This is a genomic window from Falsiruegeria sp. JB4-1 (assembly GCF_055693495.1).
Window position 1 is genome coordinate 25,158 of the sequence record NZ_JBVFTZ010000002.1, and the last position, 26,260, is coordinate 51,417.

General features: G+C 55.9%; 21 protein-coding genes, 2 pseudogenes and 1 riboswitch. Of the genes and pseudogenes, 9 read left to right on the forward strand and 14 right to left on the reverse strand.

Annotation, left to right across the window (positions count from 1 at the left end):
* Genes ACZ1HE_RS22070 through ACZ1HE_RS22080 form a run of 3 tightly spaced genes read right to left on the reverse strand, consistent with a single transcriptional unit; the run spans position 1 to position 3,144 of the window.
* On the reverse strand, positions 1-702 hold the full coding sequence (locus ACZ1HE_RS22070; RefSeq protein ID WP_472624665.1) for a thiamine ABC transporter ATP-binding protein: 702 nt from the start codon (positions 700-702) through the stop codon (positions 1-3).
* The gene (locus tag ACZ1HE_RS22075) at positions 689-2,185 is read right to left on the reverse strand and encodes an ABC transporter permease family protein (protein WP_472624667.1); all 1,497 of its coding nucleotides are present in this window, start codon (positions 2,183-2,185) and stop codon (positions 689-691) included. Before ACZ1HE_RS22075 ends, ACZ1HE_RS22070 begins: the two co-directional genes overlap by 14 nt.
* On the reverse strand, positions 2,161-3,144 hold the full coding sequence (locus ACZ1HE_RS22080) for a thiamine ABC transporter substrate-binding protein (protein ID WP_472624669.1): 984 nt from the start codon (positions 3,142-3,144) through the stop codon (positions 2,161-2,163). Before ACZ1HE_RS22080 ends, ACZ1HE_RS22075 begins: the two co-directional genes overlap by 25 nt.
* A gap of 43 nt (positions 3,145-3,187) precedes the next feature.
* A riboswitch (TPP riboswitch) is annotated at positions 3,188-3,290 on the reverse strand.
* Positions 3,291-3,490: 200 nt separating this feature from the next.
* On the opposite strand from ACZ1HE_RS22080, the gene ACZ1HE_RS22085 reads away from it, so the two are divergent.
* The 6 genes and pseudogenes from ACZ1HE_RS22085 to ACZ1HE_RS22110 all read left to right on the forward strand — a co-directional run bounded on the left by ACZ1HE_RS22085 (position 3,491) and on the right by ACZ1HE_RS22110 (position 8,820).
* A complete protein-coding gene (locus ACZ1HE_RS22085) occupies positions 3,491-3,652 on the forward strand; it encodes a type II toxin-antitoxin system CcdA family antitoxin (protein ID WP_472624671.1) in 162 nt (53 codons plus the stop codon).
* A gap of 518 nt (positions 3,653-4,170) precedes the next feature.
* A pseudogene (locus tag ACZ1HE_RS22090) lies at positions 4,171-4,497 on the forward strand (PAN domain-containing protein); the annotation flags it as partial.
* A 69-nt stretch (positions 4,498-4,566) separates the two neighbouring features.
* Entirely contained in the window at positions 4,567-6,822 is a 2,256-nt protein-coding gene (locus ACZ1HE_RS22095) for a hypothetical protein (RefSeq protein ID WP_472625076.1), read from the forward strand.
* Positions 6,823-6,932: 110 nt separating this feature from the next.
* Positions 6,933-7,556 (forward strand): caspase family protein, encoded by a 624-nt coding sequence (locus ACZ1HE_RS22100; RefSeq protein ID WP_472624673.1) that lies wholly within the window; start codon positions 6,933-6,935, stop codon positions 7,554-7,556.
* 74 nt (positions 7,557-7,630) lie between these two features.
* Complete coding sequence (locus ACZ1HE_RS22105; protein WP_472624675.1) at positions 7,631-7,885, forward strand: caspase family protein; 255 nt, start codon at positions 7,631-7,633, stop codon at positions 7,883-7,885.
* A 482-nt stretch (positions 7,886-8,367) separates the two neighbouring features.
* Positions 8,368-8,820, forward strand: a complete 453-nt coding sequence (locus ACZ1HE_RS22110) for a hypothetical protein (RefSeq protein WP_472624677.1) — start codon at positions 8,368-8,370, stop codon at positions 8,818-8,820.
* A gap of 99 nt (positions 8,821-8,919) precedes the next feature.
* Here the strand turns inward: ACZ1HE_RS22110 and ACZ1HE_RS22115 are convergent, their stop codons facing one another.
* The 8 genes and pseudogenes from ACZ1HE_RS22115 to ACZ1HE_RS22150 all read right to left on the reverse strand — a co-directional run bounded on the left by ACZ1HE_RS22115 (position 8,920) and on the right by ACZ1HE_RS22150 (position 19,414).
* Positions 8,920-10,407 carry a M81 family metallopeptidase gene (locus ACZ1HE_RS22115; protein WP_472624679.1) on the reverse strand — a complete coding sequence of 496 codons (1,488 nt, stop codon included), beginning with the start codon at positions 10,405-10,407 and terminating at the stop codon, positions 8,920-8,922.
* Positions 10,404-11,777, reverse strand: a complete 1,374-nt coding sequence (locus ACZ1HE_RS22120) for an amidohydrolase (protein ID WP_472624681.1) — start codon at positions 11,775-11,777, stop codon at positions 10,404-10,406. The genes ACZ1HE_RS22115 and ACZ1HE_RS22120 overlap by 4 nt, the downstream gene beginning before the upstream one ends.
* Positions 11,778-12,063: 286 nt before the next feature.
* Entirely contained in the window at positions 12,064-12,987 is a 924-nt protein-coding gene (locus ACZ1HE_RS22125) for an oligopeptide/dipeptide ABC transporter ATP-binding protein (protein ID WP_472624683.1), read from the reverse strand.
* Positions 12,984-13,964, reverse strand: coding sequence for an ABC transporter ATP-binding protein (locus ACZ1HE_RS22130; RefSeq protein WP_472624685.1), 981 nt, complete (start codon positions 13,962-13,964; stop codon positions 12,984-12,986). Before ACZ1HE_RS22130 ends, ACZ1HE_RS22125 begins: the two co-directional genes overlap by 4 nt.
* The gene (locus ACZ1HE_RS22135) at positions 13,961-14,818 is read right to left on the reverse strand and encodes an ABC transporter permease (RefSeq protein WP_472625066.1); all 858 of its coding nucleotides are present in this window, start codon (positions 14,816-14,818) and stop codon (positions 13,961-13,963) included. Before ACZ1HE_RS22135 ends, ACZ1HE_RS22130 begins: the two co-directional genes overlap by 4 nt.
* A gap of 30 nt (positions 14,819-14,848) precedes the next feature.
* Positions 14,849-15,766 (reverse strand): annotated as a pseudogene (locus ACZ1HE_RS22140) (ABC transporter permease); the annotation flags it as partial.
* 84 nt (positions 15,767-15,850) lie between these two features.
* A complete protein-coding gene (locus ACZ1HE_RS22145) occupies positions 15,851-17,416 on the reverse strand; it encodes an ABC transporter substrate-binding protein (RefSeq protein ID WP_472624687.1) in 1,566 nt (521 codons plus the stop codon).
* 21 nt (positions 17,417-17,437) lie between these two features.
* Positions 17,438-19,414 (reverse strand): CocE/NonD family hydrolase, encoded by a 1,977-nt coding sequence (locus ACZ1HE_RS22150; protein ID WP_472624689.1) that lies wholly within the window; start codon positions 19,412-19,414, stop codon positions 17,438-17,440.
* Positions 19,415-19,543: 129 nt separating this feature from the next.
* Here ACZ1HE_RS22150 and ACZ1HE_RS22155 point away from each other — a divergent pair, with 129 nt between their 5' ends.
* The 3 genes from ACZ1HE_RS22155 (at position 19,544) to ACZ1HE_RS22165 (ending at position 21,494) form a co-directional block, all read left to right on the forward strand.
* Complete coding sequence (locus ACZ1HE_RS22155; protein WP_472624691.1) at positions 19,544-20,305, forward strand: helix-turn-helix transcriptional regulator; 762 nt, start codon at positions 19,544-19,546, stop codon at positions 20,303-20,305.
* 260 nt (positions 20,306-20,565) lie between these two features.
* Positions 20,566-20,973, forward strand: coding sequence for a hypothetical protein (locus ACZ1HE_RS22160; RefSeq protein WP_472624693.1), 408 nt, complete (start codon positions 20,566-20,568; stop codon positions 20,971-20,973).
* Complete coding sequence (locus ACZ1HE_RS22165; protein WP_472624695.1) at positions 20,964-21,494, forward strand: hypothetical protein; 531 nt, start codon at positions 20,964-20,966, stop codon at positions 21,492-21,494. The genes ACZ1HE_RS22160 and ACZ1HE_RS22165 overlap by 10 nt, the downstream gene beginning before the upstream one ends.
* A 6-nt stretch (positions 21,495-21,500) precedes the next feature.
* Here the strand turns inward: ACZ1HE_RS22165 and ACZ1HE_RS22170 are convergent, their stop codons facing one another.
* From ACZ1HE_RS22170 to ACZ1HE_RS22180, 3 genes are all read right to left on the reverse strand, one after another.
* Positions 21,501-22,520 carry a hypothetical protein gene (locus tag ACZ1HE_RS22170; protein WP_472624697.1) on the reverse strand — a complete coding sequence of 340 codons (1,020 nt, stop codon included), beginning with the start codon at positions 22,518-22,520 and terminating at the stop codon, positions 21,501-21,503.
* Positions 22,521-22,582: 62 nt separating this feature from the next.
* The gene (locus ACZ1HE_RS22175) at positions 22,583-23,782 is read right to left on the reverse strand and encodes a COG3904 family protein (protein WP_472624699.1); all 1,200 of its coding nucleotides are present in this window, start codon (positions 23,780-23,782) and stop codon (positions 22,583-22,585) included.
* Between the two features lie 387 nt (positions 23,783-24,169).
* Complete coding sequence (locus ACZ1HE_RS22180; protein WP_472624701.1) at positions 24,170-26,239, reverse strand: oxidoreductase; 2,070 nt, start codon at positions 26,237-26,239, stop codon at positions 24,170-24,172.
* Positions 26,240-26,260: the final 21 nt, after the last annotated feature.

A 26,260-nucleotide genomic window follows, 5' to 3' on the forward strand; every position in this document is an offset into this window, starting at 1 on the left:
TTAAGTGGATCCTGATCTTTCAAAGTATGTGACCAGAGGTTCCGGCGGCGCGGCCATGAAGGATGCCGTTTCCATAGGTGGCCAGGCTGTGCCATTCACGACGCCCACCACGGCGTCAGCGATTTGGGCTGCGTCAGAGGGATCATGCGTGACCATGACCACCGTGCGCCCGGCGGCGAGTGAAACCGACAGGTCTAGCATTTCCCGTTTTAGCGCCGGACCAAGCGCGCTGAACGGTTCGTCCATCAACAGGATCGGGCGGTCTTGCAACAGCGCGCGCGCTAGCGCCACCCGGCTTTGCTGACCACCCGAGAGCTTGCCGGGTTTGCGCGCACTCATACCTGTGAGGCCGACTTGGGTCAGCATGTCCTCGACCTCATTAATCACAGCGCTTGGTGGGCGCAGTTTGGTGGTCAGGGCCAGGGCGACGTTTTGTAATACCGTCAGATGTGGGAACAGGTTGTTGTCTTGAAACAGCATCGAGACTGGGCGTTTTTCAGGGATCAACGTGCCGATGTCCGCACCTTGCCACAGCAGTCGCCCGGTGACCTGAGGCACGAAACCCGCGATCCCGTGCAGCAGTGTCGATTTGCCAGCGCCTGAAGGGCCAATGATGGCGGTGACCTGTTCTGGCGTTATTGTGAGATCAGCGGTGAGTGCAAAATCGCCTTGGGCAAATCGCGCCTTATCAAACGTGAGCATTTGCACGGCCTCCTTTGTCGAAGATCCAGAACAGACCAAGCGAAAGGCCAACCAGCAAAAGTGCCGCGCCATAGGCTGCATCCAACCGATAGGCCCCCATCAGCTGATACATCACCAGCGGGAGCGTGCCCTCTCCGGGTCGGGAAAACAGGGTGATGACCCCGAGATCGCCCATGGCCAGAGCGGCGGTCAACCCGGCGGCAAATCCCATGGGTCTGCGCAGCCGTGGCAGGTAAACGATCCGCCACAACGCCCACCCCTGCAGGCCAAGGGACTGCCCCAAACGACCGAAATCTGCCTGCGCGCTTTCAATCCCGGGGCGCAGAATGCGCAGGACAAAGGGCAGGGCCATCAGCACGTTGACCAAGAGCGTGACGGGTAGCGCCACCTTCGGCGGCGAGATAAAGGGTTGCAGCACCAGAAACAGACCTGTTCCCAGAACCAGGCCAGATACGGCGATGCCCAGCAAAGAGGCAGCCTCTCCCGCGCGGCTGGCCAGCGGCAGTGCGAGGCCAAGGGTCAAGATCACTGCTGTGACAGAGATGACAATCGAGCGGAGTGTGGCGGGCCAGATGCTGTGCGGCAGCTCCAACAGCCCCGGAAGGCCGGTAACCAGAACTGCGCCGAGGGGGAGCAAGAGAAACGCCGCCGCCAGGCCGATCCAGAGCGCATCGGCAAGGCGTGACCCGTCCCAGCGTTGTACCACGCGGTCGAACCCCGCTCCCAGCATGTCACCTCGCGCCAGAAACAAGGCGATGCCGCCCGCGATGCCGCCGAGGAGCAGTTGCACAACAGCAAGCGACGCGGCCTTGGATAAGTCAAAATCAAATTTGAAGGCCTGATAGATCGCCAGCTCTATTGTGGTGGCACGTGGCCCACCCCCAAGTGTTAGCGCCACAGCAAACGAGCCCAGGCAGATCACGAAAATCACCGCAAAAGCGCCGGGGACAATACGTTTCAACATTGGCCATTCCAGCAGCCAGAAAAGCGGCGCGCCTAATGAGGCCGCGACCTGAAACCGTTCGGACGGGATCGCAAGCCAGCCTTGCAGGATCAACCGCACCGCCAGTGGCAGGTTGAAAAACACATGCGCCAGAATAACGCCATGGGCACCATAGATGTCGAGTTTTGGCAGGCCCAACTGGCTCGTCAGCAGATTGAGCAGCCCCCGGCCGCCAAAGACCGCCAAAAGGCCCAGAACTGCAACAATCACCGGCAGGATGAAGGGCGCGCCCATCACCGAGATCAGCGCTCCGCGCCCCCAGAATGCGCGCCGGGCAAGGGCCCGGGCCACCGGGATCGCTAGTACGACACTGATCGCGGCAGACCAAAACGCCTGCCAGATCGTAAACCGCAGTGCGGCCAGATCAGCGGGAGACAGCGCCGTAAACCCTCCGCCCCGCCATAGCACAGCCGAAACGGGGACGATCACCGCCCCCGCAACGACCAGAGCTGCGATTATTGAGACAGCGCGTTGCGCCATGCTTCGATCGCAGGTTCACGCAGCGCGGCGGCTTCGTCTTCGGTGTAGAACAAAACCTTTTCCGGCACGGGAAGCTGCCTGAAGCCTTCGGGCCACTTATCCTCGGCCAAGGCCGTGGGGAACGACCAATTGGTGGTAGGGATCATGGATTGGAATTCTTCGGTCAGGATGAAGTTTAGGAACTGATCCGCCAGATCGGGGTTGTCCGTGCCCGCAAGCTTGGCCGCCGATTCCACCATGAAATAGTGACCTTCGTCAAAGATCGCCGCCGATTTGGTCAGATCGTCTTCGGCAATGATGTGATAGGCTGGAGAGGTGGTATAGGACAGAACAACATCCGCCTCACCATCGGTGAACATGCCGTAAGCCTCGGACCAGCCTTGGGTCACGGTCACGATTTTTGGGGCCAGCCGAGCCCAGGCCTCTTCCGCCTTGTCGCCATAGACGGCGTTGACCCACAGCACCAGCGACAGGCCCGCGATCGAGGCGCGCGGATCCTGGATTACAACGCGCAGATCGTCGGGGGCGTTTAACAGCGCCTCGAAGCTGTTGAACCCTTCGGTCTTGGTGTTGTCATAGATAAAGGCAACGTGGCTGTAGTTGAACGGCACAAAGGTGTCATCCGCCCACTCCAGCGGCAGCGTCAGGGGAGACAGATCGACACCATGCGGCGCAAACAGGCCGGTATCGCGGGCGCGCTTGGTCAGGTCAGAGTTGAAACCGATTGCGACATCCGCTTCGGTCTGTTCCCCTTCGAGCAGCAGACGCGGCAGCACGTCGCCGGTTTGATATTGCAGGTCGCAGCCACAACGTTCTTCAAAGGCCGCCTCAATCGACGGGCCCGGACCCCATTCAGAGCCGAAGTAGTCAGGGGCGTAAACGGTGAGGACGGGTGTGTCAGCGGCGGCTGCAACGCCCGCGCACATCAGCCCTGCGAAAGTGATAACATGTTTGTACATTCTTCATCCTATCAATGCGCCGGGCGGAGAAAGGATGAGAGGCTTGTCGGCCAGTAACCTTCCCTCCGCCGGTCTTAGCCGGTTCAGGTTCTACGGGTCCGCCACACTGGCATCTCAGCTTTTTGCAAAGCCCCCGAGGCAGCTGTGTGGTTAGTACAAATCCCCTGTCACCGCAAGAACTTCGCAAAATGATCAATGTTCCGACATCACTTGCGCCGTCCGGATCTACTTTAGCTTCGGTCAACGGCGTGTGGTCCGATCACATGATCAGCGAACTGAACGGGAAAGGTTGATCTCGGATGAAGATCAGCGGCTCATCAAGCCCAAGACCCTGTCAGTGATCAGTATGTCGCGGGTTGCAGAAGTTGCAATTTTCGAAGCCAGCAATGCCGAGCGCAATCGGCCTTGGAGCGAACAGAATGGTGAGAGCATTGCGTCTTACACAGAAGAGATTGAGCGTGAGGGTCTGGCCTCGCCAAACGTCTCACCTTTTAGCGGGAAGGCCTGAAGCCCCTATAATTCGTGAGATGAGAGTTGTTTTTGAAGCTTCAAAATTCTCTCGCGAAACCGGGTTTGATCTCGTTAAACTGTTACCCAGAGACGAGGAGCGTGCGTACAATTATGATCATGACGCTTGGAACGACCCTAAAGTCTTTTAGATTGGGCATATTGGTTTTACTCGCATTTTTGAGTGGAACGGTTTCAGTGTTGGCCAACCCCTGGAAACCAATACGTGCTGAACTCGGCGTTGGTGGAGCGAGCTGCACACAAAACCAAGACGACGGAGCCTGTATTGTTTTTCGATGCGATCCGTCTCGCGGTCTGGAATTTGTTGTATTTCGCGATCTTCCAGTTGCCTCGGTGCCAAATGCGTATGAATTGCGAGTCGATACAGGTTCACCCGTTCTTTTCGTTCCGCGACGTATTGAAGGTGTGGAAGGACAGATCAACAACCTCGATCAGGGTGGGACCGAGCATAGCCGTCTCTTAGTCGAGATGATGCAAGGTCAAAAAATTATTCTCAAAATGGAGCAAGACTTTTCTTTTGCGTTGGTCGGCGCTCGTGACGGGATTGAACGTGCTATCTCTGCCTGTGCGACCCGCGAATACGCCGTTCTTAAGTCAGCGCAAGATGTTGAAGACTTAGCAAAGCGGGCGGAAGGACGTAACCCTCTGCAAACATTCGTTAAATATCTCTACGACACCGACAGTTGGGGCCGTGATCTGGACGGCGGTCTGACCAACCCTTCGCTTCGAGGTATCACAGCCTCTGCTTGCGTCCAGAGATGCATTGATCGCCAAGAGTGCACGGCGATAACCTTTAACAAGCCAAAACAGGTGTGCTTTCTGAAGGAAGGACTTGGTTCTATTCGAACGGACCGAGATGCTTCGACAGTTGTGCTTTCCCAACGCCCGTTGAAAGTGCGTAAACCACTGATCCAGGGGCCCGCACCAACCTTCGTCCGCAATCTTCGTGCTCGTGCAGGAGAGCCATGGCAGAACTATGTGAGTGCATTGCGTCAAGCCAGTGTGCCATTGGGTGGCAATTGCCAGCACGAAGCCAATGAGTTGGCGCGCGTGGCGCAATCGATCTCGCTCAAACCTCCTGCACGAGAGGCGAAGGTTGACAGTGCAATCTCGCTTGAGTGGACAGCGGATCAAATGCAACGGCGTATTCCCGCATGGCTGATCCTTTCGATCGACCGGCCCGCGCGCTTTGAAGGAGACGGGTTTTTCGCCCTCAACAAGGGAGCATTGGGCCCATTTGGCCTAACGCATGACACGGATCGTCAGCGTGCTTTTGTCCCGCTGTTCGAAGGGGCATCTGCTTTGAATGGGGCTCTGGGTTTACGCGCGCTCGAAGCAGGCGACTATTCTGTACGCCTCACATTGATGGGGTATTTGAGAGCCTGTTCGCAAGAAATGCCTATCATGCAGTCAGAATGGACGATTTCGGTCGCACCTGCAGACCCCCAAGTGGTTATCCGGGATTTGTCTGCCCCCCATCCATTCGATCAACGTTTGGATGTACCGGAGTTCGCACGACGTGTGGTGTTCAACGACAACATCTTCCAGATCCAAAACCAGGTCGATGGCAGCGAAATTCTTACCCGAGGCGGAAAAAACCTGCGGTTATCTCCGACCAAAAGATTCGTTGTTATCACTGATCAAAAGAGATTTGAGATCATTGACATAGTTGACGGCCAACGCGTGGGCGAGGTTCCGGGGGCGGCGCTGGCTTTCTGGAACGCAGATAGTTTTTATGTCAGCGAAATGGGATTTTGGGGTCAAATCAGTGCGGGTTCCACGATGCGTCCGCGCGTCTTTCTGGAAACCTATGAGACAGGTCCGTCTTGCTGCATGAATGGCGGCAATACAGAATTGACTGCGGATATCGAAAACAATCTTTTTCGCGTTGCGGGTCAAACATGGTCCCTGCTTGATGGGCGCCTGACGGGTAAGCGGGATCCCATAGAATATTTCCCTGACCGCAAATTCCTGTTGGGTAAGGGCTTTCTACCTCAGGCAACGGCGTCGTTGGGGATGGTTGCCCCAGTCTCTCAAGACGAAGAATGGAATATGCCACTGGGGCCAAATTTCATGTACGGTTATGCTTTTGGTAACATTCGCAAAAGCGATGATCCCGAGGATGCAGCAATTGCCTCCATGGCCACAAACGGCGTTGCCAGCACGCCCAATCCAGAGTTCGGGCGCAATCCTATTGAGCTGACCAATGCAACGCTGGCCAATACAGTTCTGCGGGGCAAAGCGATTGATCAGACTGGGCCACCGAACAAGGGGTTCGAAGCAGCTTTGGCAAGGTGGGATGTTTTGCTCGCGAAAGCGGTATCGCCCGAGATCGTCCTAAACGAAACCGATTTCGAATTGCCTTACCAAGGAACGCTTATTCCTGGCCCAAAGTTCTTGCAAACGGTCTCCTTGATAGAACGCGATCTTGCCACAAGAAGTATCCCCGCCAACTGGGTTGTGCCGACGCCTGACAACAACGACGGCTATTGCAATCACTTTGGTTCCGAAGGGCCCGATCCATCTCGTCCCGGTGCAAGCTATGAGTTGAATCTCGCGTATCGCTTTGACCTCAAGGGCGACCCTGTTTGGGTGACCCGTGCGAGATGTGACGGAGGCGCCACGGGTGGATCTTTGACACATGCCACACAACTGATCATCTATGATGCGCGCATGCCGGGTGAAAGCTTTGGTGATTATGCTGTCGAAGGGGCACGCAGCATGTTCGGCTCGCGCAGGCAGGGGCTTATCGACATTGATTTCAAAACGAAGCTCTTCAAGGGCAAACTTTTGGTGACTTATGCCCCCGGTCTCGGTGCTTTGATGGTCTATGACTTGTCGAAACGGGAGTTTGTTTTGCAAATCAGGGACAGCCGTCGCGGTGACTTGATGTCAGATGTGTTTGTTGACGAGGCTCTTGAGCACTTGTTCCAACTCAACTTGGATGGCAGCTTTTCGGTCTATCGCTTTTCGGATGACGGGTTGATTTTGGAAGGCCGCTATCTGGATGATGAACTCGTGGTTTGGACCGCTGATTTCCGCTTTGATGCGACGGAGGAGGGGCTTCTTTCGTCGAATTACGGTTTCCGGGCAAAGCAGGTCAATATAGTTTCCAGCAATTCAGCGGTGCTCTGCGTGTTCCCCATCTGATGAGATCAGCCCTTAATTCACAAGACATAGCCAGCCCTCCACAAGTACCAGGCATACCGCCCGAGCTTTCTGCGCACATCCATGCGCAGGGACGTGAAATTGTCGCCTTCGTGGATGACCTGACCGGTCAGGATGCCAAAGTCTTGCGATTGTATCAGGACGGACTTCTTACTGATACCTTTACGCCAGCCTCTAGCGGGGTCTTTCAAGTAAAAGCCACACGCCGCACCGGTACGCGTTGGGCAACGCTGGTGGCGGAAAATTCTACGAACCTCTTTAGTCTTCCGGTCAGTGTTGACCTTTCTGCTGATCCACAAGGCAGATCATCGGCGTTCTTTCTTGGCGTAGGGATCGACTACTATCAGGCGCATGATTTGAACTCTTTGAATTATGCAAAGATCGACACCATTCGTTTGAGTGATAGCCTTAGCGCCTTGAACGGAAAAACGCTCGATATCGTAGACAAGCGCATTCTTGTGGATCGCCGTGCCACCAAGAAAGGAATCCCGGAAGCGGTCGATGCCTTGATTGCGCAGGCCAATCCAGGGGACAATCTGGTCCTGTTCTTTGCCGGTCACGGGTTGAAAGATCCGAATGGCGATTTTTATCTTGGCCTCTCTGACACTGATCCAACGGACCTTAAGGGCACGGCGCTCGACTGGAATGCACTCGCTGCCAGGTTTGAAAATGCCGAGTTGCGCGTCACTGTTCTCTTGGATGCTTGCCATGCTTAAGCGCGGCAGGCAGCTCTGCCTTTGCAACCAATGATGGTGCCGTGGCGCAATTGAGGCAAACAAACACTGGTTCCTTGACGATACTGTCAGCTGCCAAAGGGCGGCAGTACTCTGGCGAAAGTGCCCAAGCGGGTGGGGGCTTCTTTACCGAAGCCATTGTAAATGTCTTGTCAGAGAAGCGCGGTTTCTATGATGAAAACAACAATGGTATACTAGAAGTCGTCGAACTTTATCGAGGCGTTAAAACGCAGGTTGTTTCCAGAACGGGAGAGGCGCAAACTCCTTGGTTATCTCGCAATCAATTGGTGGGTGAAAATGCACTTTTTTAGCGTTATTACATCTATACTTGGATTGGGCGTCTTATCCGTTTCGTCGACCTCAGCAGCCGCGCAATGCTATGTCTGCGACCAAGTCGTAGAAGTCACGGACGAATACGCAAAATGTTACGTTGAGAACTTTCAGAGCCTGCTGGATGCGCTGGATACTGCGCCGGGTGGAAGACACCAAGTCAACCTGGCTGGATGCAGGGTACAAGGCGATCAAGTTGGAAAACGTGGTGGATTGTTAGATTTCGGAGACTTGCCTCCACCTGAAAGTATTCAGACGAAATCTATCTATATACTCGATAAGGAGTCCGCGGTTTGTTTGCACAAACTCATCTCCGAGTTTCCGGATGACTTTGATCCGAAGGCTGTTTTTGACTTAGTTGCGGCGTGTGAAGATGGGTAGCGACAACCGATTTTTGGGTATTCCTGTTTGGAAGTGGGACGGGGTTGCCGGTGCCTGCGCTGCATTGGGTGTTTTGGTTATCATGATCACAGCGGTCATCGGGGTGTATCAACTCAATGCACGCGCGGAAGCAGCGCGTGCCCAAGCGACATTAGATATGTTGGACGCCTGGGAAGAAAGAGGATTTCTGGAGAAATTCCAATCTCTTGACGGTGAAGTCAAAAATGTCCTGGCCGGAATACCAGCCGAGGACATCAATGCCGCCCGAACGAACAAGGCTATTGAAACCCGTCTTTATGAGCGAGTGTCGACTGAAGTCCTGCGATCACCTGGGGCTGTTCAGAAGTTTGAAACCATCATTTATTTCTTTCAACGCGTACATATTTGCATAACGGCCAAACTATGCGCCGAGGATGCAACCATTCAGTTCTTTGGCGGACCAATGGAAGACTTCGCAAAGGTCTTTGCCGCAGAAATCAAGCGTCGCCGAGGCGGGGATCCCAACTATGCAGGTGGATTGCGTATATCAGATTGACGCCAAACATACTGCAAATGCCTGACAGCACCGTGGCACGTGCAAACCATAATTGGCTCGGCGGGGCGCCGCGGGCAATCTTCCAAAGTGAGGGCCAAATCAAGCGTCGTCAGTCTCGGGCAACCTTCTTGTAATACGGGCGTAAGGGATTTTTTTCAGATCGCAGAGAAAAGCGCCGGGTGCAGAGACGGGAATTACAGCTCCTGCAATCGATTCAAAGTCCGCTCGAAAGTGTGTCGTGCTTTTGACGCAAATCACCGCATAGCGCGTGGGGTCCAACCCGATATGGGTAAAATGCGCGCGGTCCAGGCATTGGTTTCGTAGGCTTGTGACGACAAGGTCAATCTTGGCCTCATGTCCTACCAGACGCAGCGCTGCCGTTTTGCCCAGAGTTGCCACCCCACCACCATACATTTCTCCGGTATAGCGGCACGTGCCATCCCCCAAAGCCAGAACTTCAAACTTGGCTTTGACTGGAACATGCCCCGCCAAACCGGATTTTGCACCAATGGCCAATGTGACCAATGCACCTTCTCCGGCCTCAAAAGCCTGTCTTGCGCTTTCTGGGTCGTGGAACAGGCCCATCAGAACATTCTGTGCGCCACCTTCGATTAATGCCGCCAGCAATCCTGTGGTGTCAGACGTCCCCCCTGCACCTGCATTGTCCTGAACATCTGCGAAAACAATGGGTTTGTCCCACTTCTGACGACATGTCGAAACAGATTCCTCTAGCGACAGCATCGAGCAATCAAGGTCAGCTTCGCGGGCCAAAAACAAATCGACAATTTCCTTGGCGGCCGCCTCGGCTTTATGGGTGGAGGAGGCGTAGGTGACGCAGGACGGGCCGGTATCGGGGAAATCTGCTGCCGTAAAGCCCAGAGCAATTTCCGCCAGAACATCCTTGTGCTCAAACTTTTCCGGCAATCGATAAACTTCATCGAAGGGTGCGGAACCTGTATACTGAGCATGCAGGGGAATAAGATACGGCACCGTCTGGAAGGCTTTGTATAGTGTTTCACCTGCCAGCAAGCGCTGTAGGACCGGGACACACCGGGCGCCTGTATCTGCCATGTCCAAATGTGGATAGGTGCGGAAAACTGACAGGTAGTCCGCGTGTTCGACCATGTCAGCAGAAACATTGGCATGAAGATCCAGACTGGCAACCACTGGTACTTGGAGGCCCACAAGTTCACGAACACGTTGCAGAATCTCTCCTTCACCGTCAGCATGGCTTTCCGTAACCATGGCCCCATGGAGATCGAGATAGACAGCGTCGATGGAACCTGCATCTCGAATTCCATCCAGCAGCATCCCGCAAATTGTTTCGAAAGCATGATCTGTTACATGGGCGGACGGTTCGGCCGAACACCACAAGACGGGCACAAGTTCAAACGCCGCAGCCTTCGCATCCTTTGCAAAACCTGCGACAGGCAGGTTCATGCCCTTTGTCTCAGACAATACCTTTTGGCCGCGCAGCATGCCGGGCCAGGAATCGGCCATCTCAAACTCGGGCAGCCCGGATTTTGTCACACCAAAGCAGTTTGTTTCATGCTGAAACCCTGCGACCACGATACGTTTGGTCGTCATTCCGTATGCTCGATGTCTTGTTCACGATGCGATGCGGTAAAGACAGCCTGACCGTTGCGGACGGTCTCCAGTACTCTTGTCTCTGCCAGGCGCGTGGGCGCGTTCAGCGGATTGCGTGACAAAATGGCAAAGTCGGCCACCTTGCCGGTTTCTATCGACCCACGTTGATCTTCCTTGAAGACCTGCCAGGCGGCCTCAATGGTCTGGGCACGCAAAGCGGACAGAGCGCTGATCTTCTGATCCTCGCCCAAAACGCGGCCCGAAGCGGTTGTCCTGTTTACGGCGCAATCGGCCAGATGGACCGGGCGCGTCGGAGTGACCGAGGCGTCATTGTGGATCGTGTATCGCACGCCATGCCGCTCGGCTGATGCAGCCGGGGATATCCGTTGAGATCGCTCAGGCCCCAGAAAGGTGTCGTGGTGGCGGTCCCCCCAGAAAAAGATATGCGCCGGAAAGAAACTGACGGTCAGGCCAAGCCGGGCCATGCGCTCCAGCTGGTCATCACGGAGGGCCTGACCGTGGATGATGGTATGACGGTGATCTTCACGCGGGTGCGAAACAAGCGCCTTTTCGACCGCATTAATGAACATCTCGGCACCGGCATCGCCGTTGCAGTGGCAATGGATTTGCAAGCCTTCGCCATGGAGTTTAGCGACATCGGCATCCAGCTGTTGTTGTGAGGTGTAAACCATTCCGCAAGGATGATCCGGATCCGTTGGTTTGAAATAGGGCGCCGAAAGATAGGCGGTCTGCAGCTGAAAGGCCCCATCCGTGAACAGCTTGCGCGGCCCTAGTGTGAAATGTGGGTTGCCGGGCCAATTGGTGGCGATCCAGTGCATAGACAGTTCCGGCTCCAGCTGACCAACCGGCAAAAGTTCGATGTCGATGCCGGGGTCCTGGTCTGCGGGCAGGCTGGCGAAGTGATCCAGCATGGTTTGCGATGCCCAGGCATTCTGGGCGTAGGTCACACCGTGCGACAGGTATTCGTCGCGGCAGGTGTCAAAGCCCTGCCAGAATCTCTCTCGGTCGATCAGGAAATCGGTGTCACCCATCTGACCCATGGCCGAGAGACCTTCGACCAGCCCGGTCAACGCCCCGGTTTCAGGGTCGCGGCCAAAGCGGCCACCCTCCGGGTCGGGAGTTTGGCGATCTACGCCGCGCTGTTCCAACGCAAGGGAATTTGCTGCACCATTGTGACCCGACGCATGTAGAACCCAGATGGGATGGCTTTGCGATACAGAATCCAACTCGGCCCGCGTAGGCATTCGGCCTTCCAGAATGGACGTATTGTCAAAAGACACGCCCATGACCCACTCACCTTTAGGCGTCGCGTTTGCCTTTTCCCGAAGCCGGTCCAACGCCTGCGCCACCCCTTGCAATCCCCTAACGGGGGCGAGGACAGATCAACACGAAACAGCCGGATAAACCCCGGATCCGGGAAATGCCCGTGTGGGTCGATAAAGGCAGGCATCAGCGTGCGCCCCTGCAAGTTATGCTCCTGCGTATCCGAAGGCATGCGCGCGCGCAGATCGGCCTCGGCCCCCACGGCCTGAATCCTGTCGCCTTCGGTCAGAACCGCCTCGGGCGAGGAATCTTGCGCATCCATCGTCAGGATTGTGCCGTTGAAATAGAGTGTGCTTGGCATCGAATTTCCTACTACGACAATGGAGCCAGACAACGGAGCCCGTGACCGCCGTCCACTTCCCATTGCGGGGTCTGAGTGCAGATGTCTTTGGCAAAGGGGCAGCGTTCACGGAATTCGCAGCCAGAAGGGCGCTTGAGCAGGCTTGGAGGTTCCCCTTTGAGAGCGATCCGTTCCAATCGCGCATCTGGATCCGGCTCTGGGTTAGCGCTCAGCAGACAGCGGGTATAGGGATGGCGCGGGTTGTTGAAGATTGTTTCGGTTGTGCCTTCTTCGACCAACCGGCCCAGATACATGATGCCCATTCTGTCGGCCACGTGACGCACAACGCTGAGGTTGTGGGTGATGATCACCATCGCCAGACCCAGCCGTTCACGTAGATCGTTGAGCAGGTTCAACAGCTCACCCTGCACAGACACATCCAGACCCGCAGTTGGCTCATCCGCAAGGATCAGCTTGGGTTCCAGCGCCAAAGCGCGGGCCACACCCACGCGTCGCGCCTGACCGCCCGACAGCTGATATGGGTAACGGTCTGCAAAATGCGTGGGCAGGTTCACCATTTCCAGCAGACGTTTGGCCTCGGCATCCAGATCACGGTCTTTCATGCCCTGAATGCGATAAGGCTCGGTGATGATACTGCGGATGGTCAGGCGCGGCGACAGGCTGCCGACGGGGTCCTGAAACATCATTGCCATATCCTTGCGCAGCGGGCGCATGACGCGTTCCGGCGCGCCGCGAATTTCCTGACCCTCAAAAGTGACCGAGCCGTCCTGCGCAGGCGCAAGCCCGGCGATGGCGCGTATCACGGTCGTTTTGCCAGACCCGCTTTCACCAACCAGTGCGTAGGTCTCGCCGGGTTGCACGGTAAAGCTGACACCTGCCAGCACATTGACCGGCCCGAAGCTGGTGTGCAGGTCCACAACGTTCAGCAAGCTCATGTTGTGGCCTCCTCATGGTTCAGCCAGCAAGCGGCGTGGTGGCCCTGTTTCAATTGATCCAGTGGCGGCACGTCGCTGGCACAGCGCGCCATCGCCTGATCGCACCGATCCCGGAAAATGCAGCCCCCTGGCAGGTTGGCCAGATCGGGAACTTCGCCGGGAATAGTCGGCAAAACACGCGCGCGTTCTTTGATGTGACCGGGGTCGCATTCGATCAGACGGCGGGTGTAGGGATGTTTGGGATTGTGGAAAATCTCGCGCACATCGCCACTTTCGACCACCGCTCCGGCATACATCACCACTACCCGATCACAGAGTTCCGCGATCACACCAAGATGGTGCGAGATAAACAGGATGGCACAGTGAAATTCGCGCTGCAGCTCTTGCAGGCGCTCGATGATCTGCACCTCTAGCGTTGCATCCAGCGCCGTGGTCGGCTCATCCGCGATCAAGAGGTCAGGCTCGGACATCAACGCCATCGCAATGGCGATCCGTTGGCGCATCCCGCCCGAAAACTCATGCGGATACTGCTTCAGCCGCGCTTCGGGATCTGGAATGCCAACAGCACCCAGCATCTTGGCCGCGTGGGCCAGCTTGTCGGCCTTTGACTGTTTGGATCGGTGCTGAATGTCCAGCATTTGCTGACCGATTGTCAAAACCGGATTGTGCGTCTGCATCGGGTCCTGAAAGACAATCGAAATATCCGCACCGCGCAAGTTGCGCATGTGACGTTCGGACGACTGTAGCAGATCCTGCCCTTTGAACCGGATCTCCCCCTCGCGGAACCGCGTATTGGGCGCGGTCAGGCGCAGGATGGATGAGATCAAGGTGGATTTACCGCAACCAGACTCGCCGACGATGCCCACAATCTCGGCTTTGTTGACGTTGAAGGTGATGTCCCTCAGCGCCTTAAGGTCACCACGGCCAGTTTCGTAATCGACGCTAAGGTGGTCGATTTCCAGAAGTGTCTCGGTCATCGCTGTTTCCTCAATTTCGGGTCAACCACATCGCGCAGGCTTTCACCCAGGAAGGTGAATCCCAGCGTCGCCAGAATGATCGGTAGCCCCCCGCCCACCACCAGCCAGGGCGTTTGGCGGATCAGGGAATAGCCATCCTTAAGCAAAGCACCCCAACTCGGTGTCGGAGGCTTAACACCCAGACCCAGGAACGACAGGCCCGCCTCAAGCGCGATAACCGTGGGGATATCCATCGCCGCTAAAACAGCCAAAACACCGATGATGTTGGGCAGCATATGCACGCCCAGTATGCGCCCCATGCTGGCCCCCATCGAGCGTTCGGCCAGAATGAATTCGGAATTGCGCAGCGTCAGCGTCTGGGTTCGCGCGACGCGCCCATAAGTCGGGATCGAGGTCGCCATGACGACGAAGACCACGGTTTGAAGGCTGGGTCCGATCAGGGCCACAACAGCCAACGCAAACATCACCGTCGGAAAGGATCGGATGGTGTCAAAAAACAGCATCAGCAGGTTATCCAGCCATTTCGGCCCATACCCGGCAATCATGCCAAGCGTCAGGCCAATCGCCATTGCGCCGAACACGGCCGGTAATGCCACCTTAAGCGCAACCTGACCCCCAGCGATCACACGCGAAAACGTATCGCGCCCAAGTTGATCTGTGCCCAGCAGGTGTGCGGCGGACGGCCCTTGCAAGCGGGATTTGATATCCATCGCAATCGGGTCATAGGGTACGATCCAATAGGCGAAGATAGCGCAGAACACGATCACGCCGACGATGATCAACCCCATCAGACCAAGCGGATCGCGCGCGACGCCGATTATGATCTGGCTCAGTTCAGAACGAGATTTTTCCATGATCCCCTCCTTAATTTGCCGAACGTGCACGGGGTCGAGCAACGCATTGATCAGGTCTGCCAATGCGGTCGACACCACGAACAAGGCGGTGGAGATCAGGACTGAGCCCATTACGATCGGGTAGTTTCGGGTCGTGATGCTATCAATCACCAGCTTGCCCAGTCCGGGGCGCGCAAAAACGATCTCAGCAAAAACCGCGGAGCTGAGCAGAAACCCCATCCCAACGCCGATCACCGTCACAACGGGCAAAATGGCGATCCGCAGTGCATAGACCAGAACCACACGACGCTCTGCGATGCCAAAGGCGCGGGCCGTGCGCACATGGCTTTCGCCCATCACTTCCAGCATCGAGGCGCGCACCAAGCGCGCAATGTAGCCAACCCAGCTAAGCCCTATGGCAAAGGCGGGCAAGACCAGATGGTCAAGACGATCCCAGAACCCTTCGCCTGCGCCGATGGCCGGGAACCACTTCAGATGCACGGCAAAAACCAACAGCGACAAAAGGGCGACGACAAAAGCCGGGGCCGCCACGAAGCTGACCGAGATTGCTGCGGCCACCCGATCAATCAACGTGTTGGGATGCGCTGCCGCATAGGCGCCAAGTGCGATACCCAGCGTTGCAGACCACAGGATCGACGCAAAGATCAGTTCCAGAGTGAACGGCAATTGCTGGAACACAATGTCAACGACGGACCGGCCCGAGAAGACATCGGTTCCCAGATCGCCCTGCAAAAGGTTCCCGTAATAGATCAAAAGCTGCTTCCAGACGGGTTGATCCAACCCCAGTGCCGCAGTCAGTTCGGCCTGAAGCTCGGGCGTGGCACGCGGACCCAGCATGATCTGGACAGGGTCGCCGGGCACGGCACGGATCATCAAGAACATGACGGTAACCGCCACGATCAAGATGAGCAGCGACAGCCCGAAGCGACGGGTTGCAAAGTTCAGCATAGCCAACTGGCTCCTTGTGGCTTGATGGCGGTGTTTTGGGTGCGGCGGGCATCACGCCCGCCGCTCCTGTTTGACCTGGGGAGTTCAGGTCGCCTTGCCGAAGTAGCGAAGCAAGGACAGGCCATCGGGTCGCAGGGCAGGGATGACACGCGCGCTGTGAACAACCGGTGTTGCCTCATGCGTGATGAAGCGATAAGCGCCGCTTTCTTCCATCAGGTCCTGCGCGCGCTGATACATCTGCGCCCGCTTTTCGATATCTGTTTCAGCAGCTGCAGCTTCGTGAATTTCGTTGAATTCAGGGCTGTTGAAACGTTCCCAGTTCCATTTGCCGACCTGTTCGGGTGTGAACCACGACGTTGCATAATACGGGTCCGGGGTCATCGAGTAGCGGTTCAAAACAAGCTGTAGGTTCTCATTGTCACCAGATGCCCAAAATGCACCGGATTCCAGAACGTTGACTTCGACCGTGATCCCGATTTGCGCCAGCGTCGCCTGAATGATCTGTGCTGTGGTGGTAAAGGTCGTTTTGTTCAGCGTGTCCAGGGTCAGCGTGACGTTGGTTTCACCGGATTCCGCCAGCAACTGCGCTGCTTTCTCAAAGTTCGCAGCAGGCGGCACTAATGACGACGGGCGATGCCCGGCAAGGCCCGGAGCAATGATGCCGGTTGATGCTTCAGCTGCGCCGAAATAGGCAGCTTCCAGAATGCTGGGGACATCAATCGCGTGTTGAATGGCCTGCCGCAACTTTTGGTTCTTGAGCTTCGGATGTTCGACGTTCATGCCCATCCAGACATAAAAGAGCGATGGCTTCTCAACCAGCGATCCACCATTGGGAACCTCGGCGCGATACCGCTCGACCGAGCCCAGCGAGACGCGGGTTACATCCAGCTCACCCGCCTCAAACGCGATTTCGGCGGTGTTCTCATCGTCGATCGGATAAATCTCGACGGTGTCCCAGGTGGGCGCGTCCCCTTTCCAGTCCGGGTTGCGCTTGAGCACCGTCTTCTCCTTAGGCGACCAGCTGTCGCGTAGATACGGGCCGGACTCTGCCACCGGATCGGCACCGATCCGGCCACCTGCAGCTTCGACTGCGGCTTTGGATACAATGTTGCCCGTGATGTAGGGCAGGGCAATCGACCAGAGCGGTGCAAACGGGCTGTTCAGTACAATCGTCCCTTCGCGCTCGCCGGTTACTTCGACATGGCTGAACGGCCCCAGATCGGGCTTGTTCGGACTGTCGGTCGCGTCATCAACGATCCGCTCCATGCTGAACTTGACGTCTTCGGCGGTCATGGCACCAAAACCGTTGGTGAACCCGATATCGTCCCGCAATGCGAATTTGATGTGGGTCGGGTCGACCTGCTCGATCATCGTCGCTGCATCCAGCTGCCAACCCCATTCGTCGCCGGGCTTGTACTGGATCAGCTTGTTGTAGATCGAGGCATGCACCTCTTCCTCGACGACACCAACAGAGTGGGCCGGATCCATGTTTTGAGCATCGCCGTATGCCCGTACCCGCAACACTCCGTCATCTGCCGCAAACGCGCGGTTTGCCCACCCCAACGGAAGCGCCGAAGCGGCGCCTAGCGCGGTTGCACCTTTCAGGAACCCCCGACGGCCGACATTGGCTTTTGTCCATTCGATTTTCATAGTATCCTCCCTTGGATTAAGTCACAGAAGCCCGCGCGAAATGGTTTCGGACCATTCCTTTGTCAGAACTTCGATTTCGTCTGCGCCTTCGGTGGCGCGTAGTTTGCGGTAAAGGTAGAAGTTCTGCGCGTCGCAGGTCACCCGGCATTCGGTCGAGATGGCGACCTGCCAATCTGCCCTTTCAAATGTGAAGTTCCAGGCAGTTTCGAAGCACGCGGTTGTCGGATCATCGGGATGAATGCCGTAGTGCATGCGCACATCACTGCCGACAATCAGATCGTGATATGGATCACGCGCTTTTCCATAGTCATCAAATGTCTCCAGAACGATCCGGCCATCGTCAGTCGTGATGCGTTCGGATTGCGCGGATGGCAGGCGCAAGTGTTCAGCGGCAAGAACTGGATAATCCTTCGCCGCGCCGGGTTCCGAGGCTTGAACCTCGTGCGCGACGTTCCGCACCGGCAGATGCAGGGCGCAATCACGCAACTGCAGAGTCACTTCGGCCGAGTGCGGAGCTGGCCAGACGATTGGCCAGTACGACGTCGACAGCGCCAGCCGCAACACGTGACCTTCGCGCAGACGATGCGCGCATTCGTTCAGAGCAATCTCGGCCTCATAGATTTCACCGGGTTGCAGGATTTCGGGCGTTTCATGGCTGCGGTAGTGGCACAGGTTCAACGGACGATAGCTGATGCGCTGCGATACGCCTTCGGGCGAGACATCGCACAGCCTTGCGACAAGCTGGGCAACGGGCTGATCCACCGAGAACCGAAACTTTAGCTTTGCGCGGCCCAGCAGTTCCAGTGGGGCTTGCAGCGGCGCGCTGTCAAAACATACCGACAGGGCATCATCCCTTGCCTGGTCGCCTGCAAGTTCATTGTCGATCCGCATGCCAGCGCAGAAATACCCACCTTCCCCGCCGACATGGCTCGGCGAGGCTACTGCGACCGTTCCTGTCGCCGGTTCTTGGGAAAACCCACCGGGCGCTAAATGCCAGATCTGTTCGGACACATGCGGCGACGGCCAGTTGGTTTCGGCGATCCAACGACCTTTCCGGGCAGAGTTGTGCGCCGTCGGATTGAAGTGTTCCTGCATGTATGTCCGGTACGCAGGCAGGTCCTCGGCCCCATTTTCCTGCCCCTTTAGCCAGCGGTCAAACCAACCGATCACTTCGGAATGAAAGTCCGCAGGGTCGAGTTTCGAGATATGCGCATAACGGTGTTCCCACGGTCCGATGATGGCTTTGGTTGGAACCGTCAAGTTAGCCGCCAAAGACGGGGGCGCATTGACGTATGCATCTGCCCAGCCAGTGATGGCTAAAACGGGGGTTTGGATTGCGGACCAATTCTCGCAAACCGAGCCGTGCTGCCAAAAAGTATCACGCGTCTGATGGCGCAGCCAATCCGCAGCAGAGAAAGGAACGTTTTTCAACCGGGCCAGCAAGTCCTCTCGCCAATCCGCACGAAGGTCAGGATCGGCGGGGCGGGTCAGGTAGGCAAACATCTGACTGCCCCAATTCATGTTGTCGCTCAGCAGGCATCCGCCCATGTAATGAATGTCATCCGCATAACGATCCACAGTCGAGGCAACGCTGACGACAGCCTTCAACACGGGCGGCTGCCGAAAGGCCAGTTGCAGGCCGTTGAACCCGCCCCAGGATATTCCGATCATCCCGATATGGCCGTTGCACCAATCCTGCGCCGCGATCCAGGCCAGCACTTCCTCACCGTCGTGCAGTTCCTGCTCGGAGTATTCATCGTCGAATTGCCCTTCACTGTCCCCGGTACCTGCGATGTCGACCCGGACGCAGGCGTAACCTGCCTTGGCAAACACCGTATGGGTCGTTTCATCTCTTGCCGCGGTGCCGTCGCGTTTGCGGTAGGGCAGATATTCCAGAATGGCGGGGGCCGGTCCGATTTCGGGCAACCAGACGCGCGCAGCCAACCGTCGCCCGTCGGCGAGGGTAATCCATGTGTTTTCGATGAGTTCAATTGGCATCTGGGCGCTTGTCTGTTGCAAGGTGATGCCGAAGAAGAAACCGATTTTCTAATAAAACAAATTGTGCAATCTTATGCGAACTGACGCTTATTGCTGTAAAGTAGCGTCAAAACGCGAAAGGTTTTGGCCGTGTCAGAGTATTTTTCCGCGAATTTAAAGTCACTTTGTGCAGAATACGGCAGCATTTCGCAGATTTGCCGAGATATCGGCGTCAACAGACAGCAATTTAATCGCTACCTGAATGGTGCCAGCCTGCCCTCTGCCCACAACATGCGCCGTATTGCGCGTCACTTCGATCTGACAGAGGCCGACCTGTTCGCGGAAACAGCAAGCTTCGAACGCATGCTCAAGCGAGATCTGCCGCAATCCGACAATACGCCCATGGAGGCGTTTTTGAGACCGTTTCGAGGTCAGCAGAAAAACCTGCGGCGATATGTAGGCTTTTATCATTCCTATTTCTGCACGCCGTCTTGGGAAGGAAAAATTTTCTGTTCCTTGATCCGCATTCAGGAGGTGGATGGGCTATTTACAATCAGATCCCGTGAAATCGCCACCTCACCCGACAAAAGCACGCACCAGATTTCGCGGTACTCTGGCCTCGTGACGATGCGTGGCAACCGGATATTTGTGACCGAGCACGAGCTTGTGAGGGAAGGGAGCGTTGCGAATACGATTTTGTATTCCGCGCACCGTCAGCAGCTGAAGTATCTGCGCGGTATGACCATGGGTGTTGCTTGGCGCCCCTACCCGCACCCCTATGCGGCCAAGACGATCTGGAAACGCCTGCACGAACGTGTAACAGCGCGCAAAGCTATAGACGCTTGCGGTATCTATCCGATCCTAAGCAACAAGATTGATCCAACAGTTAGGAAGCACCTGACTGAGACTTGAAGCCCAGCATCGGGTGGGGGCACCAGTTGCAGCCGACCCGGTTCTGCAGATTATGTGGGTTTCCACTCACGCGTACGATGCCTGCGTTACTGTCAGTGTTTGTTTTGCGATCGCTTTTTGGTTCTTCCAATACTGTGTGGCATGGCGAACCAAACTGAATCAGACGAAAGCCCAACTTACTATTTTTTGACAGTTCCATTGGTTTCCTGAGGCCGCATGCACCGCTGGGTCAGTTGACAGGCGTGTTTCTTTTCAACATCTTGAGGGCTCTGAGTCCAGTTGAAGTGATTGCGTTGATGCGCCTTTTGCAACTTGTAGTTTTTCTTGCCACCGTTGTTGGATTTCCGGCTGCAGCGGAGACGTGGACAATCACGGCTGAACAAGCTCAGTGCATTTTGTCTAACAAGGCATCTTATGTTCAGGACGCCATTGATGTTGTCGTCATTCCAGTTGCGGTTTGTCCTGAAACCGATTTGACGGCGATCGCGTTGGATGGGCAAAAGAACCTTGGAACCGCGCCTAATGTGGCTACCACGGCTTCGGGCAGCGGTATCGCGTATGACGAGATAATTGTTTACCGAACGCAAGATTTGGAATGCTTGACGTCTGCCCAGATCGTCTTTGAGGGCGAGAAGGCGGTTCTGCCGAAGATTGTTGCATGCGATTAGGATTTAATTTCGACAAGTTGAAATCTGCGATTGAAGTTATCGCACATGTCACGGTCATCGTGTCCTTGGGCTTGGGTTGGATTACATATCTGGAAAACGCAAAACAGGCTAAGAGAGACGTGTCATTTGGTGTGATTTCCCGTCTCAGCGACAGTGAGCTTGTTGGCGTCCAACGCAGACTTTCGGTTGAACTGGCCCGTGCCGAATTAAGTAAGTTCAGCGGGGTTGCGGTTCCACGAAGCACGATGGCGCATTTCGTGAGCAGCTTGGCATCGACTAGCGACAATACAGCCACATTTGATCAGGACATTTTTGCCCTGATAAGCTACTTCGATGATGTGCAAATCTGTGTTTCGACAGAGACATGCGACGATGATGTTATGCAAGCCCACGTCGGAGAAGTGGCTGGGCGATACGCATGTTTACTATTGCCGTACGTAAACAGTGTCCGAGAGCGTTACCTGTTGAATGACCTTGGTGACGGCATGGCCGAATTCACCAATTATTCTCAACGGTGCTAAGCTGGTTCAGGTGCAATTCCGCTTTAGCAGCCCAAGGAACCGGTCTTCGGAACTTGGCGATAGTTCTTTAAACAATGTCGTTTCTTCGGGATGCTGGGCTAAGAGGCCGAGGAACTCTGCACTGGAACTCTTGCGCAGGTTCTCAAAGGTCTGGTCGGATATCTGAAAATCCAAAACAGCCGTTTGTCGGCCTATGGGATCAGCAAAGAAGCCGCCGAAGGTCGCAGGAAACACACTCTTGTTGAGCAACAGTTTGGTGCGCGCGCCCGGAGCAGGGAGGCTTTTGGTATTCAGGCATCGTGTTCCCACGCAAAGATTGTGGCTACCGTCAGAGGATGCCGGGGCAGCGGTTTCGAATGTGACGTGCAGGTGCAAATCTTGCGATTCCCCGCGGCAAAAAACGCGGAACTCTGATTGTCCCTTTGGGGCCAGGGTGGTCAGTACTAGACCTGCCTGCCAGTGTTCAAGCATCCAACTTGGCCTGTCTCGAATGATATAGAGTGCTTTTGCTTCGGCTTCGGAAGGTCGAAACGTTCCGCCAACCTTCAGCTTGGCTAGTCGCGTGTACAGTTCATTGCTGACGGACATATCGGCAAGATAGTTCACCAAGGTGCCAATGATGATCTGCTCGCCAAGCCGTTCTTCCAAAGTTGCGCTTTTCGAGGTCAGTTGCAGCAAAATCTCTTGATGATTGGGCCTCTCGAAAACTAACTGCTTCGTGTCAAAATCAGCGTTGCGTGAAACCCCACCCAAAAAGGCCCACGAGCAAGGGCCTTGGCAAATGGCTTCTCCTGGGTCGGCTCTGCCAATTTTTGTTGATAACCCTTGCGCACGTATGAGGCGGCCAAGAGTCAGCGCCTCTGAAACGTTCCCGCCATTTGATGAAAGCACAACGGTATCTATGCCGGTCAGATCCAATTTTTTGAACTGTTCAACGGCATCCTTGTCGATATTCCCCGACGCGAACAACAATGAGCAATCCTTGTGGCATGGGGCCTCCAACGTTGATGCGGCCCGAAATTCCATCGCGATCGCGCCCTTTGCGATCATGAAAATGCACAAAAGAAAATGTAAAACAGTACACCGGATCATATACAGTTCCGTCCGATCAATTGCAGAAACCCGGGATTGGTGGTTGGAGGTATCCAGCCTGTTGTCACCTCTCCCAAGGCAAGTAGGACGCTCAGTTCTGACGTGTTGCCAGAAGCGGATGACTTTTCGTCAAACGTCTGTTCCAAAGATGGATTGCTGAAGCCGATCATATCGCCCGGCCGGAGATTTGCGATGTCAGGCGTCGAAATCACGAAATCCAAAAGATATGTAAAATCTCCCTCTGTATCGGTAAAAATACCGCCGAACGCGGCCGGGTACGTTCGGGTTGTTTCCGTGTCAGCCGCCATGGCATGCAACTCGATCGAGGAGAGGTACTTGGCGGCTTCTGCAATGTCTCCGGCGCCGTATTGAGATTTGTAGACGGTTGTCCCGTCAACTGTTCGATGAAGTATTTGAAAGTGCAGGCGACCTGGTTCGTTTTGCTTGCAAAAGACTCGCTGCCCCCGATTTTCCATAGCGAAATCCAGCCTTAGGCCTTTGCCGTAGGGGGCAATCTGCCAACTCAGCAGATCTTCAAAGCTCTCGGCAGCCAAGGCTGCATTCTGCGGGATCGCTATTTCTGCCGTTTCCCCGTCAATGATTTGAAATGACACCGCTTCATCAAGGGTGGGAAAGTACATATCGTCGGGCGGAGCTTTGGATGCGGCAGTGTACAAATCGGTGTGTACGGCCATTTCCAAAAGGTATTCGATGATTACTCCTGCAACGATTTGATCCTTAAGGCGGTCCAGGCCGGTGAACGCTGGGGCTGCTTGCGACGTAAGCTCTGATATGTTTGTGAACTGGTGAAAGCCCAAACTTGTGTTCGTTTGGTACTGGAAAGCCGCAGGGCCAAGCGCCATGCCGTCGCGAAACTCTGACCCTAGGAATGCGTAGGCGCAAGCAGACAGACACTGCATTGCCTCATTGGCGTTCTCGCCACGCGGGATTCCGGTGAATGTGTTGAATCCGTACTCGCGAAACAACCGGCCAAGTTCCAGACCCGCGCGTAGATCGCCACCAGGTGAATCGAGCCAGATTTGATTATACACAAAGTTGCTGGCTTTTGGCGTTTGGTACTCGTCTAGCAACGCTTGAAACTTACCGGGGGTTTCGGGGGTTATTTCGCCGGTTGCCTGAACGAGGATACACCCTGAACATGGCCCGCCAACTTCACCCTTTACGGTAAATTCCATGGATGCAGCGCCTGTCGCCGTCAGCAGAACATAGGTTATCCACGTTGAGAAAAGCGGCAAGCTGCGCCAAAGACTGGAGAAGAACATTTTTTAAGCTAACAGGTTTCGAAGCGGTATACGTGAACCTTAGCGACTAAAGTAATATCTTGCCTAGCCCGATTTCGGGTGGAAATAAGAACAAGCAGCTCTGCCAGCAATCTCAGTCTGTTAGTTGCTGAACTGAGTGGAATTGCTATCACATTCTTCATGCCTGTTTTTGATTTCGTTTGATCATGTCGATCTCTGAAAAGATCGACTGTTGTAACGAGTTTCCATGATCGCCTGTTGAAGCAACGACGTGGATGCCTCTGACGCTGACAGGCCCCACGTCGTCATTGTTCAAAGGTACTAGTCGACCGCCAGCTCGGTAATTTCGCGGCGGAAGGGCAGGGCGTCGCCAATGTCCTCACCGTCCAACTCGCGAGCGTAGCGATGGTCGGCATAGGTGGCCCAGGCTATCGGGCCGGGCGCGTTGGCATCACCGATCAGTTTGACCGATTTGATGCCTGCTTCCACCCATTGGTCTTCGCGCGCTTTGAGATCGTTGTACACACTGTTGGTCTCGAGCCGCGATGCGACCATGACAACCGCGTCGGCTTCGATCTTCCATGTGCGGTCCGTGTAGACGCAGTTTGACACGACGTGATCAGGATAGATTTCGGTCACACCCTGGTTCAGCACGATCTCGACACCGGCTTCGACGAGGCGCGGGTGGATTGCAATCTGTTCCAGCGTGTTGTTGGTCCAGTCGCTGACAAAGGCGGATGGCGTGACCAGCGTCACCTGCGCGCCCTGCTTGGCCAGCAGCTCGGCCAAAACGCCGCCCATGTAGTAGTGATCGTCGTCATAAACCACCACGCGGCCCGACGGGATGGTACCATCCATCAGATCGTCGGGGGTATAGACCTTGGCCCCTTCGGCAATTGGCATCGGCACCACATGCTGACGCGAGACACCATCGCTACGCCAGGTGGACCCGGTGGCGATACAGACGTTTTCAAAACCGAACTCCAGGATGCTGTCGGCGTCCAGCTCGCTCTCGCGGTAGATCTCGACATTGGGTCGCTGGCTGAGTTGGTAGTCGCGGTAATCGACAACGCGACCCCAGGCGCTTAGCCCCGGCAGCAGGCGTTCGCGTGCCACACGGCCCCCGATCACATCGCGAGCTTCGGCAACGGCGACGTCATAGCCACGGCGGCACAGCGCCCATGCAGCTTCGAGCCCAGCAGGACCCGAGCCCACGATCAGAACGTTGTCGCTGTCGCCCTTGTCGTTCATCTTTTCGGGGTGCCAGCCTTTGCGCCATTCCTCCATAAAGGTGGGGTTCTGGGTGCAGCGGCTTATCGACATGGTCATGTCGCCGGTGATGCAGATGTTGCAGCCGATGCACTCGCGGATGTCCTCGATCCGGCCCTCTTCGATCTTTTTGGGCAGGAAGGGATCGGCAATCGATGGGCGCGCGCAGCCGATGAAATCCAGCGTGCCAGACTTGACCATCTTGGCCATCACGTCGGGCGAGGTGAATCGACCCACGCCAACGATGGGTTTGTCCGTCAGTTCGTGGATGCCGCGCACCAGCTGTTCCTGCGCCGCTTCTTCCTTGAAGCGTGAAGGCCCTGAGCAGTCTTCCCAAGTGCCCTGCGCCAGATCCCAAAGGTCGGGCAGATCCTTATTCATCTCGATGTAATCGCGCACCTCGGCGTTCGAAAACCCAAGCTCGCCGATGGTTTCATCCAAGCTGACGCGCAAGGTGATCGCCATGGTGTCCCCGATGGCGTCGCGCATGTCGGCGATGACTTCTTGGCTGAACCGGGCGCGGTTTTCCAGACTGCCGCCGTATTCGTCCGACCGCTGGTTGGTGGCGCGGCTCAGGAAGTGTTGGAAGATGCCAAACCCATGCGCGCCATAGAGGCAGATCAGGTCAAAGCCCGCATCCTTCGAGCGTTTGGCGGCGTTCACGAACCAGCGGCGCAGGTCTTTGATGTCCTGCTTGTCCAGCGCACGCGCCTGGACGGGATCGTTTGTGAAGGTGCGGATCGGCAGGGCCGAGGGGGCAAGTGGCACTTCTTTTGTATAAAGGTTCGGGCCATTGATGCCGGAATAGGCCAGCTGAATGCCCGCCAATGCGCCATGGGTTTTCATTCGCTCGGACATTTTACGCAGCTGCGGGATGTCCTTGTCCTCCCACAGGCGCAGCTCGATGAACGGGGTAATTTCGGACGTGTGGTGCATCTCACACTGTTCGGTGAAAATCACGCCCCAGCCACCCTCGGCCTTGATGCCGCGCATGGCTGCGGCCGCCGAGGGATCACGATAGCCGCCACCGTTGCAGTGGGGCACCTGATAGAACCGGTTCTTGGCTGTGAGTGGGCCGATTTTCATCGGCTCGAACAGGATATCGTAACGGGGATCACGCACGGCTGGCTCCTTTAGCTTTGG

Excerpts from the sequence above, each read along its gene's own strand:
- ACZ1HE_RS22145 (WP_472624687.1), bottom strand. The coding sequence starts at position 17,416 with ATGAAAATCGAATGGACAAAAGCCAATGTCGGCCGTCGGGGGTTCCTG.
- ACZ1HE_RS22130 (WP_472624685.1), bottom strand. The coding sequence starts at position 13,964 with ATGACCGAGACACTTCTGGAAATCGACCACCTTAGCGTCGATTACGAA.
- ACZ1HE_RS22165 (WP_472624695.1), top strand. The coding sequence starts at position 20,964 with ATGCGATTAGGATTTAATTTCGACAAGTTGAAATCTGCGATTGAAGTT.
- ACZ1HE_RS22075 (WP_472624667.1), bottom strand. The coding sequence starts at position 2,185 with ATGGCGCAACGCGCTGTCTCAATAATCGCAGCTCTGGTCGTTGCGGGG.
- ACZ1HE_RS22125 (WP_472624683.1), bottom strand. The coding sequence starts at position 12,987 with ATGAGCTTGCTGAACGTTGTGGACCTGCACACCAGCTTCGGGCCGGTC.
- ACZ1HE_RS22170 (WP_472624697.1), bottom strand. The coding sequence starts at position 22,520 with ATGGAATTTCGGGCCGCATCAACGTTGGAGGCCCCATGCCACAAGGAT.
- ACZ1HE_RS22110 (WP_472624677.1), top strand. The coding sequence starts at position 8,368 with ATGATCACAGCGGTCATCGGGGTGTATCAACTCAATGCACGCGCGGAA.
- ACZ1HE_RS22135 (WP_472625066.1), bottom strand. The coding sequence starts at position 14,818 with ATGGAAAAATCTCGTTCTGAACTGAGCCAGATCATAATCGGCGTCGCG.
- ACZ1HE_RS22175 (WP_472624699.1), bottom strand. The coding sequence starts at position 23,782 with ATGGAATTTACCGTAAAGGGTGAAGTTGGCGGGCCATGTTCAGGGTGT.
- ACZ1HE_RS22115 (WP_472624679.1), bottom strand. The coding sequence starts at position 10,407 with ATGACGACCAAACGTATCGTGGTCGCAGGGTTTCAGCATGAAACAAAC.
- ACZ1HE_RS22150 (WP_472624689.1), bottom strand. The coding sequence starts at position 19,414 with ATGCCAATTGAACTCATCGAAAACACATGGATTACCCTCGCCGACGGG.
- ACZ1HE_RS22080 (WP_472624669.1), bottom strand. The coding sequence starts at position 3,144 with ATGTACAAACATGTTATCACTTTCGCAGGGCTGATGTGCGCGGGCGTT.
- ACZ1HE_RS22070 (WP_472624665.1), bottom strand. The coding sequence starts at position 702 with ATGCTCACGTTTGATAAGGCGCGATTTGCCCAAGGCGATTTTGCACTC.
- ACZ1HE_RS22085 (WP_472624671.1), top strand. The coding sequence starts at position 3,491 with ATGTCGCGGGTTGCAGAAGTTGCAATTTTCGAAGCCAGCAATGCCGAG.